Consider the following 16759-nt stretch of genomic DNA (forward strand, 5'->3'; position numbering starts at 1 on the left):
TGTCCCTAAATATCCCCGCCGGAGGCATCCTGCCCGTGCAGCCAGTCCTGCGCGATGGTCAGATCCTGCCCGTTCAGCTCATGCCCTGCGGCAATGGTGCGGGCATCAAGCGCGGCCCCGCCAGCCCGCAGCGCGTTTTCCAGCGGTGCGGCCATTCGGGCAAAGGGATCGTTCTGGCCGTTCAGCATCAGCACCTGCGCCCCTGTCAGATCAACCGCAGGCGCGGCCTCAAGCGCCTCGACCGCCCGCAGCAAAATCGCGCGGTGGATCAGGCCGGGGTGCAGCCGCATCGCCGCCGCCAGCAGGTTTGCGCCGTTGGAATAACCCAGAAAGCTGATGCGCCCCGCGTCCAGCCCATAGGCGCTGACCGCCCCTTTGACAAAAGCCGCGAACGCCTCGGATTCCGCGCGGATGTCGGCCTGATCATAGGTCACGGCGTCAAAGCGGCGGAACCAGCGGTTGATCCCCTCCTCGGTCGAGCGCCCGCGCAACCCCAGCAGAACCGCCCGCGGGTTGATCCGCGCGGCCAGCGGCATCAGGTCGGTTTCGTCCCCGCCGGTGCCATGCAGCAAGACAATCGTGCTGCCGTCAGGATCGGCAGGCGTGTGGAAACGGTGGATAAAGGGCAGGTCTCGCATCGGCATCCTTTCCTCGCCCGGTCGGGCAAATTGTGGCAGTTGCACGCGCAGATCATCGGCGCGGGCGGCGTCATGGGGCGGGATCATCAGGGTTTCGCCCAAATGGCCCGGTGCCTCGTCCACACCCATGCCGGGCGCGTCGGTGGCATATTCGATCAGCACCCCGCCCGGCTCGCGCACATAAAGCGAGGTGAAATATTTGCGGTCATGCACATGGGTCACGCCGTCATGGTCCTTCAGCGCCAGCCGCATCGCCCGCAGCGCATCCAAATCGGGCGCGCGAAAGGCGACATGATCGACGATTCCGGTGCCGGGAACGCCGGGGACATAGCCCGCCGCCGCCCGGATCAGCACCGCATCCGTATCGCTTTCCAGCCGCATCACCGGCCCATCCTGCCCGGCCCGGCGATAGCCAAACCGTGTCACGAAAGCCGCCGTTTCATCCGGGCGGTCGGTCAGCAGCGTGGCCGAGTGAATCCGCATTGGCCCGTCAGCGCCGACCAGCCGGACAGTGATTCCGTCAGGGTCTTTCAACCGCAGCACGGTTTCGCCCGCTTCCCGCGCCGGACCCTGAACCGGCACCCCGGCACTCAGGGCGCGGGACAGCCAGTCGCCGATCGTCTCTTGCGGCACGGTCAGGCTGATCTCGGACACCTGCCCAAGCCCTACGCGGCCCGAAGCCCCGTCCTGCCAGACCAGAAAACTGACCAGCGTGCCGGGGCGGCCCTCTGCGTCGCCATAGAACAGATGCAATTGCGCGCCATCCTCGAACCCGGCGGTTTGCTTGACCAGATGCAGCCCCAGGAACCCCATCCAGAAATCGACGTTTTTCTGCACGTTCCGGGTGATGGCGGTGATATGATGGATGCCGGTTGTCATGGTGGCCCCCTTTCCTTTGTGGATCAGATGGGGGCTTTTCATGGGCCTGTCCAGCAGGCGCTTTCGGATGTAGCGTTCTGAAAAAGCGAACGCCTTGGCACTTGTTCGGGTCGCTGGTTGCGCCTAGCTGAACGGCAAAGGAGAAACGACATGAGCTGGAACCCCGCACTGACCCCCGGCGATCCCGACCAGATCGGAGAGGACGCCATCGAGACGGTTATCATCCCCCGCGCGCGCGATCTTGGCGGATTCGAGGTCAAACGCGCCCTTCCCGCGCCGCAGCGCCAGATGGTCGGGCCGTTCATCTTTTTCGATCAGGCTGGCCCGGCCGAGTTCCTGACCGGCAAGGGCATCGACATCCGTCCGCATCCGCATATCGGGCTTGGCACCGTGACCTATCTGTATCGCGGCGATTTTCACCACCGCGACAGTATCGGCACCGATCAGGTGATTCTGCCCGGTGCGGTGAACTGGATGGTCGCGGGCAAGGGCGTCACCCATTCCGAACGCACCAGCGCAGAAGGGCGCAGCGGGCCAAGCAGCCTTTACGGCATCCAGACCTGGATCGCTCTGCCTGAAACGCATGAGGATATGGCCCCGATTTTCGAGCATCACGGCAAGGAAACCCTGCCCGAATTACAGGCCGAAGGCATCACCGCGCGGCTGATCCTTGGCAATGCCTATGGCGAAAAGGCCCCGGCGACGCTGTATTCCGAAACCTTCTATCTGGATGTGGTGTTGCAGGCCGGGGCGCGTTTCCCCTTGCCCGATGACCACGAGGATCGCGGCATTTATGTCACCGAAGGCAGCGTGACGATTACTGGCCAGACCTTTGAGGCCGGGCGCATGATGGTGTTTCGTCCGGGCGACAAGATCACCGTCGCCGCAGGCCCGCAAGGTGCGCGGCTGATGGCGCTTGGCGGGGCGACGCTGAACGGGCCGCGCTATGTCTGGTGGAACTTCGTTGCCTCATCCCGCGAAAGGATCGAGGCCGCGCGTGAGGAATGGCGGGCCGCGAAATGGGGGCAGGGCCAATTCGACCTGCCCCCGAATGACCGGGACGAGTTTATCCCGCTGCCTTGATTAGCCGGGTAACGCGCCGCAGAAGCCTCCGGTTGCGACCTGCCCGGACCCCAGCGCAAAGGCGGCGGGGGCAAGGTAGGGGTTGGCGGGGTGGCGCAGGCTGTCCAGCCCGATCACCGTCAGGATCAGCGCAAGCGCCAGAATGGCGATAGGTTTGCGTGTCATGTTCAGCCCTCCAACCCGCTGATACGGCGCAGGCGGATGCCCACGAATGACCCGGCAAAGGCGGCGGCGAACCAGACCCAGCCATGCAGGCTGCCGGTGGAAATACCGGAAAAGAACGCCCCCACATTGCAGCCAAAGGCAAGGCGCGAGGAATAGCCAAGCGCCAGCCCGGCAATCACCACCGCCAGCCATGCTCGTGCAGGCAGGCGCGGCAGGGGTTGGTTCAGTCCGCGCCATGTGGCGACGATGAAGGCCCCCGCCAGCAGGCCGAAATTGGTCAGCGAGGTGTAATCGGTCAGCACATTGGCGTTGATGATCGCCTGCGTCCCCGGTGCGGCCCAAAAGGCGGAACCGGACAGGTCCGCGCCCATGGCCGTTGCCGCCTTGGCGACCCACAGGCCAAGGCCATAGACCACGCCCCAAGGCTGGCCTGCAACGATCAGGTTCAGGATCGCAAAGCCCGCCATCAGCCCGGCGGCCAGCAGCAGGCGGCCCGGAATACGCCGACTGCCCGGCGCGGCCAGCGCCAGCAGCAGCACCGCAACCGCCGCCAGTCCTGCCAGCGTGATCGCCAGCCCGCCGCTGCCCGACAGGACCAGCGGCGGCAGCGCGCCAAGCTCGGTCCACCAGATCAGGCTGTATGCGCCAAGGAATGAACCGATGGCAAAGAACGGCAGTGCCAGCAGCCCGACCGGGTTGCCCGATCCCGCGTTTACCAGCGTTCCCGAGCCGCAGCCAAGCACCACCTGCATTGCTGCGCCAAAGACAAAAGCGCCCCCGATCATTGCGTAACCGATGCGGCCTTGCGCGCCCATGATCTCATCCGGGTGCGACTGGATCAGCGGCAGCGCGACACAAGCCACCACGCCAATAGCCAGCAATTGCGCCAGCAGCCCGGCAGGTTCGCGCCGCAGGATCATCGCCCGCCACGGCCCGGCAAAACCAAAGCGCAGCCCCTCCAGCGTGATGCCAAGGCCAAGGCCGATCGCCAGCATCAGCCCGTATCTGACCCCGACCAGCAGGGCGACGGCCAGAACGGCGACCAGCGCGCCGCCGATCAGCGTGGGGCGGGTCAGCATGGCGGGTGCGGGGCGGGCGGCGGCGCTCATTTCCCGCCTCCCAATTGGCGCAGGGCGTTCTGGAACAGCCCCGGTGTGTGATCCATGGGCTGCCCGGTCTGCGAATATTCGACCATCGAACCGGGATAGAGCTTCACATCCGGCAGCCCGGCCAGTTCGGACATCACGAACCAGTTTGTCGCCGCCCAATGGCCGGTGTTGCAAAAGGATACGATTTCTTCGGTTTGACCGGGTTGCAACCCAAGCGCCTGCCGGATCGCGCCTGCATCGGCCTGCGGGTTCACGGTTGCGCGGCCCTGCGCGAAGAAATCGGTATAAGGCAGACTGACCGCGCCGGGCAGAGTGCCGGGACGGGCCGCAGCAGTGTGCTGTTGCTGACCGTTAAAGAATCCTTCCGGGCGGGCATCAACCAACAGCGCCTGTCCCCGTTCCTGAGACAGCCGCTCGACCTCGGCGGTATCGGCCAGCCAGCGGTCAGAAAAGCTGATGCTGACGTCAGAGGGTGCGGGCGTCACCACCGTGTTATCAGTCGGAAAGCCCGCCGCTTCCCATGCAATCTGGCCACCATTCAGCACCGACAGCGTGGTAAAGCCCGAGGATTTCAGCGTCCAGTAAACCCGTGCGGCGGCACCGAAATCGGTGTCGTCATTGCCTTCAGAGACCACCACGATGGGGGTGCTCAGTTCCAGCCCAAGGCTGCGGTAGGTGGCCTGCAACTGATCCGCCGCAGGCACCGCGCCGGGGTTGTTCGCCGGGCCGCGGAACAACCCGTAAGGCGCAGAAATCGCGCCGGGGATATGGGATTTGTCGTAACCTTCGCCGCGGATGTCCAGCAGGGTCGGCTTGATTTCATCCTGACGCATGGCCAGTTCGGCCGGGGTGACAAGGGGGCCAAAGCTCTGCGCTTCGGCGCGTAGCCCGAGGGCTGCGGCGAGAACCAGCAGCAGGGTAAAGAGGGGGCGGAACATAGGGAACTCCGGGTTCGTGACGGGGGCAAGCTAGGCAGGCCGGGCCTGCGCGGCAAGTGGCGAGCGGGGAAAATCCTTGGCAACTATCATGGCTTGGCAGGGAAATCTCTCTGCGTGACGGGCAGCAATCCGTCAACCCTTTGATTTATCAGAACCCTGCTCGGCCTGATCCCGCCGGACGGGGGCAGGCGTGTCCGTCAGATTGACCGCTGGTGTGTGATATGCAGGAATACGCCAAATTATCCTTGGGGGCCGATATGTCCATCATCCTTCGCCGCTTTCTTGCCTTTCTGGGGCTGGCTGTCCTTGCTGCCTGTGCGGCGCCGTCCGGCAACAGTCAGCTTGGCACCCAATGGGGCGAGGGGGTCGAATCGCAGGTGCGTGGGGCGGATGTCCGGCGGGCCTCGGCTATGCCGTTGACGGTCAGCACGCTGCATTATTCAGCGGATGCCGGGCGGGGGGCTTCGGTGCGTGAGCTGCAACTGGCCGATGGTCGTGCGGGGCTGCGGGTGCTGCGTGAAAATGGCCAGCCGTGGCCGATCTGGCAGGCCGGACCGGCGCATCTGCAAGGCCGGATGGGGCAGCGTTATATCCTTGAATACCGGAATTATTCCTCGGTCCAAAGCTATGAGATCGTCGCAACGGTCGATGGGCTGGATGTGCTGAACGGTCGTGCGGGCAGCCTGCGCAATCGCGGCTATGTTCTGCGTCCGGGCGAGGTGCTGCGGATCGAGGGCTTCCGCAAGGACCGCAGCGAGGTCGCGGCCTTTCGCTTTTCGGCCCCGGCGGATGCCTATGCCGCCAACAGCCGCGCCGGGTCGCGGTCGAATATCGGGGTGATCGGAACGGCGGTGTTTGAACTGGTAACGCCCGCGCCGCGCCCGAATGGGCCGCGTGCCTTTCCCGGCGACCGGGGGCAGACAGGGTTCGCGCCACCGCCGACATATCAGCAATAAGCCTGCCGGTTAGATAGAGTGCGGATGTGTCCGAGCATCAGCACGGGCAGGTCAGATTTTAATATGTGACCGCTGGCAGTTTACGGTCCTGACCCGACAAAAAAGCGGGGCCAGTGGCCCCGCTTTGGTTTGTCAGCCGACGATGGTGGCCTGTGTGGCGGCGCGCAGGTCAGCTTCGGTCACGCCATCGGCCAGCTCGACGATTTTCAGCCCGCCAGGGACCACATCCATCACCCCAAAGTTTGAGATGATCCGGTCCACCACCGCCTTGCCGGTCAGCGGCAGGGTGCATTCCTTCAGCACCTTGGATTCACCGTGCTTGTTGGTGTGATCCATGACCACAACCACGCGCCCGACACCGGCGACCAGATCCATCGCGCCGCCCATGCCCTTGACCAGCTTGCCGGGGATCATCCAGTTGGCCAGATCGCCGTTTTCGGCAACTTCCATCGCGCCAAGAATGGCCATGGCGATCTTGCCGCCGCGGATCATCGCAAAGCTGGTCGCGCTGTCGAAATAGGCCGAGTTCGGCAGCGCCGTCACGGTCTGCTTCCCGGCGTTAATCAGGTCGGCGTCCACCTCGTCCTCGGTCGGGAAGGGGCCGATGCCAAGCATCCCGTTTTCCGATTGCAGGGTGACGGTGATGCCTTCAGGGATGTAATTCGCCACCAGCGTGGGAATCCCGATGCCAAGGTTCACATACCAGCCGTCCTGCAATTCCTGCGCGGCGCGGGCGGCCATCTGGTTGCGGTCCCAACCTTTGGTTTCTGCGCTCATGGGTTAACCTTTCCGAACGGTGCGCTGCTCGATGCGCTTTTCATGCGGGCCTTGCACGATGCGGTGGACATAGATGCCGGGCAGGTGGATGTGATCCGGGTCCAGACTGCCGGTCGGCACGATTTCCTCGACCTCGACCACGCAGACCTTGCCGCAGGTGGCGGCAGGCACGTTGAAATTGCGGGCGGTCTTGCGGAAGATCAGGTTGCCGGTTTCGTCAGCCTTCCACGCCTTGACGATGGCCAGATCGGTAACGATACCGCGTTCCAGAACGTAATCCTCACCGTCGAAGGTTTTGATTTCCTTGCCTTCAGCGACCACCGTGCCAACGCCGGTCTTGGTGTAGAAGCCGGGGATGCCGGCACCGCCTGCGCGCATCCGTTCGGCCAGAGTGCCTTGCGGGTTGAACTCCAGCTCCAACTCGCCGGACAAGTATTGGCGCATGAACTCGGCGTTTTCACCGACATAGGACGATTGCATTTTCTTGATCTGCTTGGCGTCCAGCAGGACGCCAAGGCCGAACCCGTCCACGCCGCAGTTGTTGCTGGCGATGGTCAGATCCTTGGTGCCGGCCTTGTGGATTGCGTCGATCAGCAATTCCGGGATGCCGCAGAGGCCGAAGCCGCCGGCGGCGATGGTCATGCCGTCGAACAACAGCCCATCCAGCGCCTCGGCGGCGGTGGCGTAAACCTTTTTCATAAGACTCCCCCTTATGGTCTGGTGGGGATTTCAACCTGCCGTCGCGGCAAGTGTCAATAAGCCGCAGGCGGGAACTGATGGTGTAAAGCGATGTTATCGACAGACAGGGGGTGAAAAGATGCAGATTTCAGTCAAGCGGGCCTATGATCCGCCCGCGGCAGAGGATGGGGTGCGAGTTTTGGTGGACCGGCTGTGGCCGCGCGGGGTCAGCAAGGACCATGCCGCGCTGGCCGAGTGGTTGCGCGATATCGCACCCAGCGATGCGTTGCGGCATTGGTTCGACCACGACCCGGCGAAATGGGCCGGGTTTCAGCAACGCTACCGGGCCGAGCTGGACGCCAATCCCGAAGCCGTGCGGGCGCTGCGGGCACTGGCGGCGAAAGGGCCGGTGACGCTGATCTATGCGGCCCATGATGAGGAGCATAACAACGCCGTGGTGCTGCGGGATTATCTGTTGGACGGGTAGGGGGCTGACGCCCCCTTGCCTCCGGCGGGGATATTTAAGTGAAGAAGAAATGCATCTTTTGTCTGGAAATATCCCACGGGGGTGTGGGGGTGTGAAACCCCCACGAAAAGGTGCGGGTGTGGGGGTGTGAAACCCCCACGAAAAGGTGCGGGCAGCCGGTGATCGTCGCCCGCTCTGGCGGTTATGTGTCCGATGCGGCTTTCCCGGTGGCCTTTTTCGCCGCCGGCTTTTTCGTTGTCGCTTTTTTTGCCGCTGGCTTCGTGGCAGCGGCTTTCTTGGCCGCCGGTTTTTTCGCCGGGGCCTTCTTTTTCGGGGCTTTAGCGGCTTTGGCGGCGATCAGCTCCAGCGCCTGTTCCAGCGTCAGATCGGCAGGTTCCACATCGCGGGGCAGGGTGGCGTTGATCTTTTCCCATTTCACATAAGGACCATAGCGCCCGCTGAGGACGGCAATCTTCCCGCCCTCGGGATGCTCGCCCAGGTCTTTCAGCGGCGCGGCGGCGGTTGCGCGGCCGCGGGTCGGTTTGCTGGCCAGCACCTCGACCGCGCGATTCATGCCGATGGTGAAAACCTCCTCGACATCGGGCAGGTTGGCGTATTTCGACCCATGTTTGACATAGGGACCATAGCGGCCAATGGCAGCTTCGATCATCTCGCCGTCTTCGGGGTGGGGACCGATCTGGCGCGGCAGGTTCAGCAGCATCAGGGCGCGGTCGAGGTCGATTTCCTGCGGATTCCAGCCTTTTGGGATGCTGGCGCGGGGGGGCTTGGGCTGATCCGCTGTCGCCTCGCCGCGCTGAACATAGGGGCCGAAGCGGCCGTTTTTCAGGCTGATCTCATCGCCCTGATCGGTGCCGAGGATGCGGTCGCCTTGCGGTTCGTCATCGCCCGGCGCCGACAGCGGGCGGGTATAGCGACATTCGGGATAGTTGTTGCAGCCGATAAACGCCCCGCCGGAACGCGCGGTTTTCAGGTTCAGCCGCCCCTTGTGGCACAGTGGACATTCGCGGGGGTCGCCGCCATCGGCGCGTGGCGGGTAAAGATGCGGGGCCAGCGCGTCGTCGATTGCCTCCAGCACTTCGGTGATGCGCAGTTCCGAGGTGTCGGCCAGCGCGGCGCTGAAATCGCGCCAGAACCGGGTCAGAACCTCGCGCCAGATGCGGTCGCCCGCGCTGATCTCGTCCAGCTCGGTTTCCAGATCGGCGGTAAAGTCATAGCTGACATAGCGCGGGAAGTATTTGACCAGAAAAGTCGTGACCAGACGACCTTTATCTTCTGGAATCAGACGGTTCTTGTCCTTGCGGACATATTCACGGTCCTGAATCGTGGTCACGATGCTGGCATAGGTCGAGGGCCGCCCGATGCCCAGTTCCTCCATCCGCTTGACGAGGGTTGCCTCGGTAAAGCGGGGGGGCGGCTGGGTGAAATGCTGTTCAGGGGTAATGCCGTGCTTGGTCGCGGTTTCGCCCTGCGTGATGGCGGGCAGGCGGTTGCCGTCCTCGCCCTCGTCATCGTCATGGCCCTGATCGTAAACCTTCAGGAAACCGTCGAACAGCATCACCTGACCGTTCGCCCGCAGCGCGACCTGCTGATCGGCGCTGGCGATTTCGACCACGGTGCGTTCCATCCGGGCGGCTTCCATCTGGCTGGCGATGGTGCGTTTCCAGATCAGATCATACAGCTTGCGCTGGTCATCCGCCGTCACCCGCAGCTTGTCGGGCGACAGCGACATATCCGTGGGGCGGATACATTCGTGGGCTTCCTGCGCATTTTTGGCCTTGTTCTTATACATGCGCGGCGATTTCGGGACATAGTTTTCCCCAAACCGCGCCTTGATCGCGTCGCGGGCGGCCATGACGGCTTCGGGGGCCATGTCGATGCCGTCGGTCCGCATATAGGTTATCAGCCCGGCCTCATACAGACGTTGTGCCGCCGACATGCAGGCGCGGGCGCCAAGGCCCAGCTTGCGCGAGGCTTCCTGCTGCAAGGTGCTGGTCATAAAGGGTGGCCAGGGGTTGCGACTGGCCGGTTTGCTGGCGACCGAGCGCACGGTCAGGTCGCGGCTGCTGATCGCGGCCACGGCCATGCCTGCCTGTTCCTCATTCGCAAGGCTGAAGCGGTCCAGCTTGTCGCCGGCCAGTTCGATCAGGCTGGCCGTGTAGATGTCGCCCGAAGGGGTCGCCAACTCGGCCTTGACGGACCAGTATTCGCGGGGCTTGAATGCCTCGATCTCCATTTCGCGGTCAACGATCAGGCGCAGGCAGACGGATTGCACCCGGCCCGCCGATTTCGCGCCGGGCAGCTTGCGCCACAGCACCGGCGACAGGTTGAAGCCGACCAGATAATCCAGCGCACGCCGGGCCAAATAGGCATCGACAAGCGGCTGGTCGATCTGGCGCGGATTGGCCATGGCCTCGGTCACGGCGGCCTTGGTGATGGCGTTAAAGGTCACGCGGCTGACGGATTTGCCTTTTTTCAGCACCGGCTCCAGCGCCTGTTGCAGATGCCAGCTAATCGCCTCGCCCTCGCGGTCGGGGTCGGTGGCAAGGATCAGCGTGTCGTCATCGGCCAGCGCGTCCTTGATCGCCTTGATGTGTTTCTTGCTGTCGGCGGCGACTTCCCATTTCATTGTGAAATCGTGGTCGGGATCAACTGAACCGTCCTTGGGCGGCAGGTCGCGGACATGGCCAAAGCTGGCCAGAACGGTGTAATCATCGCCCAGATATTTGTTGATCGTCTTGGCCTTGGCCGGAGATTCGACGACGACGACAGCCATGTTCCACCCTTTCGCAGATTTGGGCCGGGAACATGGGGGCGAAGCGGCGGGCTGTCAACGCCGCATCTGCAAGGCTTACCCGGTCAACGCCAGTTTTCCGCCGGACATGCGGGTGATCCGGCCTTCAAGTTCAAGCGCGGTCAGCATGGCGGTGGCAGCAGCAGGAGGCGCGGCAAGGTGGCGGATCAGCCAGTCTTCATCGGTGGGCGAGGGGGACAGTTGCGACAGGATGTGATCGCGCAGATCGGCGGGTGGGGCCTGAGGTGCGGGGGACAGCACAGGTTCCGGTGTGGGGTCCGGCAAGGTGCCTGCGGCGGCGGCAGGTTCGATGCCAAGTTCCGCCAGCGCGGCCAGCACATCGCCAGAGTGGCGCACCAGCGCCGCACCGTCGCGGATAAGCGCATTGCATCCCGAGGCGCGGGCGTCCATCGGGTGCCCCGGCACGGCCATGACTTCGCGCCCCTGATCCAGCGCCAGTCGGGCGGTAATCAGGCTGCCCGATCTTTGCGCGGCCTCGACCACCACGGTTGCCGCACAAAGGCCCGAGACGATGCGGTTACGGGCCGGGAAATGCCGGGCGGCGGGCTTGGTGCCAAAGGGTTGTTCGGTCAGCAGGCAGCCCGTTTCGGCGATGCGGGCGGCAAGGGTGGTGTTCTCGGCCGGATAGATGCTGTCCAGCCCGGTGGCCAAGACCGCCACCGTCCCGCCCTCCAGCGCGGCTTTATGGGCTGCCGTATCAATTCCGCGTGCCAGCCCTGCCGTGACCACCAATCCTGCCTGCGACAAGCCATGCGCCATCCCTTGCGCCATGCGCAGTCCCAGAGACGAGGCGTTCCGCGCCCCGATCACCGCCACCGCAGGCCGTGTCAGCATGGCCGGGTCGCCAAGGCACCACAGCACCGGCGGCGCATCGGGGATGGTGCGCAGCAGCGGCGGATAGTCGGGCGCATCATAGCGCAGCAGCCGCGCCCCCATGCGCTGACCCGCGCGCAATTCGGCCTGCGCCACGCCGGGCGGGCAGGGGGCGTAGTCACGCACCCCTGCCGCCGCCGCGATCTGCGGCAAGGCCGCCAGCGCCGCCGCAACGCTGCCATGTTCGGCGGTCAGCCGGTGGAACGTCGCCGGACCAACCCGGCGCGAGCGGATCAGGCGCAGCACGTCAACATCATCTGCCGTCGTTCTGACGCCGGGGGTGCCGAAAGAAAACAGCCGCATGTGGTTTTGCCTTTGCCCTATCCAAAGGCAGACATATCCCATGACAGGTTAAGAAATGGTTTACGGCGGTCAGAAAAATCAGCGGGCCGAGCCGCCGACCGTCAGCCCGCCGATCATCAGCGTGGGCAGGCCGACGCCCACCGGCACCCATTGGCCTTGTTTGCCGCAATTGCCGATGCCGGGGTCCAGCGCGGGATCGTTGCCGATGGCGCGGATCTGGCGCAGGGCGGTGGCGCCGTCTCCGATCAGGGTGGCGCCGCGAATCGGGTCTCCGACGACGCCATTCCTGACCCGATAGGCTTCGGTGCAGGAAAATACGAACTTGCCGTTGGTGATGTCCACCTGACCCCCGCCAAAGCCCACCGCATAGATTCCGTCGCGCAGATCGGCCAGAATCGCATCGGGCGCAGCATTGCCGCCTTGCATGAAGGTGTTGGTCATGCGCGGCATGGGTGTATGGGCAAAGCTCTCGCGCCGCCCGTTGCCGGTCGGGGCGACGCCCATCAGCCGGGCGTTCTGGCGGTCTTGCAGATAGCCGACGAGAATCCCGTCCTCGATCAGCACGTTCCGGGCAGGCGGCGTGCCTTCGTCGTCAACGCTGATGCTGCCGCGCCGGTCGGGGATGGTGCCGTCGTCGATCACCGTCACGCCGGGGGCGGCGACGCGTTGCCCCATCAGCCCGGCAAACGCAGAGGCTTTCTTGCGGTTGAAGTCGCCTTCCAGCCCATGCCCGACGGCCTCATGCAGCAGGATGCCGGGCCAGCCGGGGCCAAGCACCACATCCATTTCGCCAGCCGGAGCCGGGACGGATCGCAGGTTGACGCGGGCGATGCGGATGGCCTCATCGACCTGCGCCTGCCAATGGTCCGGGGTCAGCAGCCCATCCAGCGCGATGCGCCCGCCACCGCCGGCGCTGCCGGTTTCGCGGCGGCTGTTGTCTTCGAGAATCACCGAGACATTCACCCGCGCCATCGGGCGGATGTCGGTAAACAGCCCGCCTTCGGGGCGCAGGATCTGGATCTGTTGCAAGCTGCTGGCGATGCTGGCCGTGACCTGTACCACGCGCGGATCACGGTCGCGGGCATAGGCGTCGATGGCGCGCAAGACCTCGACCCGCGCGGCAAAAGGCACCAGCGCGGCGGGGTCGCGGTCCATGTAAAGTGATTCGCCCGGCCCCGAGGGGGGCGCAGCCAGTGTGCCGCCGTTCTGATCCACCGCCAGCCGTGCGGTGGCGGCGGCGCGTTTCAGTGCGGCCTCGGAAATCTCGGTTGAATGGGCATAGCCCGTGACCTCACCCCGCACCGCCCGCAGGCCGAACCCCTGCGCCGCATTATAGCCCGCGCTGCGCAGCCGCCCGTCGTCATAGACCAGCGTTTCGCCATGGGCGCGTTCCAGAAACAGCTCTCCATCATCGGCACCAGCGGTGGCATCGCGCAGGATGGCCAGCGCGCGGTCGCGGTCCAGAAGGCTGTCAAACGGGCGAAAATCGGGGGTCATGGCTGTCATGGGGACGACATATGACGCATTTCCCGGTGCCATCTCAAGCCAAGACTTGCCGCATGGAAAAAGATGTGGTTCCTTGGCTCAAGGGAGTGACAACTGGTCGCATGGCAAATTACCGCGCCGGTCGAGGGATGGAAGGCAGCATGATGGCAGGGATGACCAATCTTCGTGGTCTGGTGGTGGCGCTTGGTGGGCTGGTGCTGGCCGGGACGGCATGGGCGCAGGAAGCGGATGCGGTTCTGGGTGATTTGCCGGTGATTGGGCAGCCGATCAATAGCGGGATCAATTTCCAGCCAGCCGCGACCTCGCTGGCGCATGAGCAGCATTGGCTGGATAATTTCGTGCTGATCATCATTACCGCGGTAACGCTGCTGGTGGTCGGGCTGCTGCTGTGGGTCATGCTGCGCTATAACCGCCGCAGCAATCCGGTGCCTGCGCGGTTCACGCATAATTCGCCGCTGGAGGTCGCTTGGACGCTGGTTCCGGTGCTGATCCTGATTATGATTGGCGTGTTCTCGCTGCCGATCCTGTTCCGCCAGCAGGAAATGCCCGCCGACCCGGATGTGGTCATCAAGATTACCGGGCATCAGTGGTATTGGTCCTATGAATATCCGCAGCATGAGCTGGAGTTCGACTCGACCCTGCTGGACCGCGAGGGCGTGGTCGCCGCCGGGCTGGATGAAAGCCTGTATCTGCTGGCGACCGATACGGCGATGGTGGTGCCGGTTGGCAAAAAGGTGCTGCTGCAAATTACCGCCAGCGATGTGATTCATTCCTGGATGGTGCCGTCTTTCGCGGTGAAACAGGACGCCGTTCCGGGTCGGATCGCGCAGGCGTGGTTCGAGGTGGACCCCGACAAAGAGGGTATCTTCTTTGGCCAGTGCAACCAGATCTGCGGCATTAACCATGCTTTCATGCCGATCATGGTCAAGGCCGTGTCGCAGGAAAAATACGACGCCTGGCTGGCGGCTCAGGGGGTGACGCTGGCGGCGGCTGCCGCGCCTGCGGCCCCGCGTCTGGCGATGGCTGACTGATGGTTGACGTTCGCGCATATGAGGGCGCACCCGAAGCGCAGTTCAGCGATTACGTCGCGCTGCTGAAACCGCGCGTCATGTCGCTGGTGGTGTTCACGGCTTTCGTCGGGCTGTGGATTGCGCCGGGTGATATGCACCCGTTCGTCGCCTTTTGCGCGGTGCTGTTCATCGCGCTGGGTGGCGGGGCCTCTGGCGCGCTGAATATGTGGTATGATGCCGATATTGACGCAGTGATGAGCCGCACGCGCCGTCGCCCGATCCCCTCGGGCCGGGTCGCGCCGGGTGAGGCGCTGGCGGTCGGGCTGGCCTTGTCGCTGATCGCCTGCATGATGCTGGGGCTGGCGGCGAACTGGTTTGCGGCCGGGTTTCTGGCCTTTACGATCTTTTTCTATGCCGTGGTCTATACGGTCTGGCTGAAACGCAGCACGCCGCAGAATATCGTGATCGGTGGCGCGGCCGGGGCGTTCCCGCCGATGATCGGCTGGGCCTGCGCAACGGGCGGTATCAGCATCGAATCGCTGCTGATGTTCGCGCTGATCTTTTTCTGGACGCCGCCGCATTTCTGGGCGCTGGCGTTGTTCATGCGCGAGGATTACCACAAGGCGGGCGTGCCGATGCTGACCGTGACCCATGGCCGTGCGGCGACCCGGCGCCACATCTTTGCCTATACGCTGGTGCTGGCGCCTTTCGCGGTCTGGCTGGGGCTGACCTCGGTTGGCGGGCCGCTGTATCTGGTGGTTGCGCTGGTGCTGAACGGGCTGTTCATCGCGGGTGGCTGGCGGGTCATGCGCCGGGATGAGAGCGCGGCGCAGGCTGACGGTTATGTGGTTGAAAAGCGGTTCTTCCGGCTGTCGCTGATCTATACCTTTGCCCATTTCGCGGCGCTGCTGGTTCAGCACCGATTGGGGGGCTGGTGATGCTGCGGGCAGAACATGAAATCCACAGCCGCCGCCGGTCGCGCAATGTCGGGCTTGGGCTTGTGCTTGGGGTGGCCATCCTGCTGATTTTTGGGCTGACCATCGTCAAGCTCAGCCGGGGCGACGTGATTCAGGGCTTTGACCACCGCCTGCCCAAGCCGGTGCTGACACAAGGGGCGCAACCATGAGCCGCAACAGCCGCACCGTCTGGCAACTTATGGCCGTGGTCGTGACCATGGGCGCGCTGGCTTGGGCCGCAGTGCCGCTTTACGACCTGTTCTGCCGTGTGACCGGCTATGGCGGCACCACCAATGTGGCCGAGCGCGCGCCCGATCAAGTGCTGGATGAGACCGTGCGGGTCCGTTTTGACGCCAATGTAGCCCGCGATCTTGGCTGGACCTTCCGTCCGATGCAGCGCGAGATGACCATTCGTCTGGGTGAAACCGGGCTGGCCTTTTACGAGGCCATCAACAACACCGACCGCCCGATCACCGGCACCGCCGCCTATAACGTGGCGCCCGATGTGGTGGGGTATCATTTCAACAAAATCGCCTGTTTCTGCTTTACCGAGCAAACCCTGCAACCGGGTGAGCGGGTGGAAATGCCGGTGACGTTTTTCGTCGATCCCGAGATGCTGAACGACGGCGACGCGGCTTGGGTGCGCGATATTACCCTGTCTTATACCTTCTTTGAAAAACCGGGCAGCGCGCCCTTTCCGGATAATGACCAGCGGGCGGCGGTGCGGCAATGACACAAAACCAACGGGGGACCGATCATGGCACATGCTAAGGACCACGATTACCATATTCTGCCATCCTCGATTGCGCCTTTGATGGGGGCAATCTCGGTTTTCGTGATGCTGTTTTCCGCGCCGTTCTGGATGAAAGGCGACCAGATGGGCATGGTCGGCACGCTGCTTGGGCTGGCCGGTGTGCTTTATACCATGCTGATCTGGTGGGTTGCCGTGGTGCAGGAGGGCGAGGAGGGCGACCACACCCCCGTCGTCCGCATCGGCCTGCAATATGGCATGATCCTGTTCATCATGTCCGAAGTGATGTTCTTTCTGGCGTGGTTTTGGGCGTTCTTCAAATTCGCGCTCTATCCGATGGGGCCGGACAGCCCCCTGAAAGATGGCGTCTGGCCGCCGGAAGGGATCGTGACCTTTGACCCGTGGCACCTGCCCTTTATCAACACGCTGGTGCTGCTGCTGTCGGGCGTCGCGGTGACATGGGCGCATCACGCCTTCGCGCATGAGGGCGACCGCAAGACCGCCATTCGCGGCCTGACCATCGCCGTGGTGCTGGGCGTGTTCTTCAGCCTGCTGCAAGCCTATGAATACAGCCACGCGGCCTTTGGTCTGTCGGATACGGTCTATGGCGGCGTGTTCTATATGGCGACCGGGTTCCACGGGTTCCACGTCATCATCGGCACCATCTTTCTGCTGGTCTGTCTGATCCGGCTGATCCGGGGGCAGATGTCCAAGGAACAGCATGTCGGGCTGGAAACTGCCGCGTGGTATTGGCATTTTGTCGATGTGGTCTGGCTGTTCCTGTTCTTTGCCATCTATGTCTGGGGCCGCTGAGGTCTGAAACATTCCGGCGGGGCGC

The 16759-nt window shown here is 63.9% G+C and carries 17 protein-coding genes; 8 read left to right on the forward strand and 9 right to left on the reverse strand.

Annotated elements, in window-relative coordinates; all coding sequences use genetic code 11:
- Window positions 1-5: 5 nt before the first annotated feature.
- Window positions 6-1517 (reverse strand): VOC family protein, encoded by a 1512-nt coding sequence (locus Q4G24_RS01135; RefSeq protein WP_303364657.1) that lies wholly within the window; start codon window positions 1515-1517, stop codon window positions 6-8.
- A gap of 150 nt (window positions 1518-1667) precedes the next feature.
- Here Q4G24_RS01135 and Q4G24_RS01140 point away from each other — a divergent pair, with 150 nt between their 5' ends.
- The gene (locus Q4G24_RS01140; RefSeq protein WP_303364658.1) at window positions 1668-2600 is read left to right on the forward strand and encodes a pirin family protein; all 933 of its coding nucleotides are present in this window, start codon (window positions 1668-1670) and stop codon (window positions 2598-2600) included.
- Here the strand turns inward: Q4G24_RS01140 and Q4G24_RS01145 are convergent, their stop codons facing one another.
- From Q4G24_RS01145 to Q4G24_RS01155, 3 genes are read right to left on the reverse strand one after another with little or no spacing between them, the layout of a single operon-like run.
- Window positions 2601-2765 (reverse strand): hypothetical protein, encoded by a 165-nt coding sequence (locus tag Q4G24_RS01145; RefSeq protein WP_303364659.1) that lies wholly within the window; start codon window positions 2763-2765, stop codon window positions 2601-2603.
- 2 nt (window positions 2766-2767) lie between these two features.
- On the reverse strand, window positions 2768-3874 hold the full coding sequence (locus tag Q4G24_RS01150; protein WP_303364660.1) for a YeeE/YedE family protein: 1107 nt from the start codon (window positions 3872-3874) through the stop codon (window positions 2768-2770).
- Window positions 3871-4812: a sulfurtransferase gene (locus Q4G24_RS01155; protein ID WP_303364661.1), complete on the reverse strand. Its 942-nt coding sequence runs from the start codon at window positions 4810-4812 to the stop codon at window positions 3871-3873. Before Q4G24_RS01155 ends, Q4G24_RS01150 begins: the two co-directional genes overlap by 4 nt.
- 257 nt (window positions 4813-5069) lie before the next feature.
- On the opposite strand from Q4G24_RS01155, the gene Q4G24_RS01160 reads away from it, so the two are divergent.
- A complete protein-coding gene (locus Q4G24_RS01160) occupies window positions 5070-5768 on the forward strand; it encodes a hypothetical protein (RefSeq protein WP_303364662.1) in 699 nt (232 codons plus the stop codon).
- A gap of 132 nt (window positions 5769-5900) precedes the next feature.
- Here Q4G24_RS01160 and Q4G24_RS01165 read toward each other — a convergent pair whose 3' ends face one another.
- On the reverse strand, window positions 5901-6545 hold the full coding sequence (locus Q4G24_RS01165) for a 3-oxoacid CoA-transferase subunit B (protein WP_303364663.1): 645 nt from the start codon (window positions 6543-6545) through the stop codon (window positions 5901-5903).
- 3 nt (window positions 6546-6548) lie between these two features.
- On the reverse strand, window positions 6549-7244 hold the full coding sequence (locus tag Q4G24_RS01170; protein WP_303364664.1) for a CoA transferase subunit A: 696 nt from the start codon (window positions 7242-7244) through the stop codon (window positions 6549-6551).
- Window positions 7245-7362: 118 nt separating this feature from the next.
- Here Q4G24_RS01170 and Q4G24_RS01175 point away from each other — a divergent pair, with 118 nt between their 5' ends.
- Window positions 7363-7710, forward strand: a complete 348-nt coding sequence (locus Q4G24_RS01175; RefSeq protein ID WP_303364665.1) for a DUF488 domain-containing protein — start codon at window positions 7363-7365, stop codon at window positions 7708-7710.
- Between the two features lie 181 nt (window positions 7711-7891).
- Here the strand turns inward: Q4G24_RS01175 and topA are convergent, their stop codons facing one another.
- The 3 genes from topA to tldD form a co-directional block, all read right to left on the reverse strand.
- Window positions 7892-10483: a type I DNA topoisomerase gene (gene topA / locus Q4G24_RS01180; RefSeq protein ID WP_303364666.1), complete on the reverse strand. Its 2592-nt coding sequence runs from the start codon at window positions 10481-10483 to the stop codon at window positions 7892-7894.
- 75 nt (window positions 10484-10558) lie between these two features.
- Complete coding sequence (dprA, locus tag Q4G24_RS01185; RefSeq protein WP_303364667.1) at window positions 10559-11698, reverse strand: DNA-processing protein DprA; 1140 nt, start codon at window positions 11696-11698, stop codon at window positions 10559-10561.
- 78 nt (window positions 11699-11776) lie between these two features.
- Window positions 11777-13204 (reverse strand): metalloprotease TldD, encoded by a 1428-nt coding sequence (gene tldD, locus Q4G24_RS01190; protein ID WP_303364668.1) that lies wholly within the window; start codon window positions 13202-13204, stop codon window positions 11777-11779.
- A 152-nt stretch (window positions 13205-13356) separates the two neighbouring features.
- Here tldD and coxB point away from each other — a divergent pair, with 152 nt between their 5' ends.
- The 5 genes from coxB to Q4G24_RS01215 are packed head-to-tail and all read left to right on the forward strand — an operon-like array spanning window position 13357 to window position 16734.
- Window positions 13357-14235: a cytochrome c oxidase subunit II gene (gene coxB / locus Q4G24_RS01195; protein ID WP_303364669.1), complete on the forward strand. Its 879-nt coding sequence runs from the start codon at window positions 13357-13359 to the stop codon at window positions 14233-14235.
- Window positions 14235-15152: a heme o synthase gene (cyoE, locus tag Q4G24_RS01200; protein ID WP_303364670.1), complete on the forward strand. Its 918-nt coding sequence runs from the start codon at window positions 14235-14237 to the stop codon at window positions 15150-15152. Before coxB ends, cyoE begins: the two co-directional genes overlap by 1 nt.
- Window positions 15152-15340 carry a hypothetical protein gene (locus Q4G24_RS01205; RefSeq protein ID WP_303364671.1) on the forward strand — a complete coding sequence of 63 codons (189 nt, stop codon included), beginning with the start codon at window positions 15152-15154 and terminating at the stop codon, window positions 15338-15340. The genes cyoE and Q4G24_RS01205 overlap by 1 nt, the downstream gene beginning before the upstream one ends.
- A complete protein-coding gene (locus Q4G24_RS01210; RefSeq protein WP_303364672.1) occupies window positions 15337-15903 on the forward strand; it encodes a cytochrome c oxidase assembly protein in 567 nt (188 codons plus the stop codon). Before Q4G24_RS01205 ends, Q4G24_RS01210 begins: the two co-directional genes overlap by 4 nt.
- 24 nt (window positions 15904-15927) lie before the next feature.
- Complete coding sequence (locus Q4G24_RS01215; protein WP_303364673.1) at window positions 15928-16734, forward strand: cytochrome c oxidase subunit 3; 807 nt, start codon at window positions 15928-15930, stop codon at window positions 16732-16734.
- The last annotated feature ends 25 nt before the right edge of the window (window positions 16735-16759 follow it).

Source organism: Paracoccus sp. (in: a-proteobacteria), from assembly GCF_030538695.1.
Classification (GTDB): domain Bacteria; phylum Pseudomonadota; class Alphaproteobacteria; order Rhodobacterales; family Rhodobacteraceae; genus Paracoccus.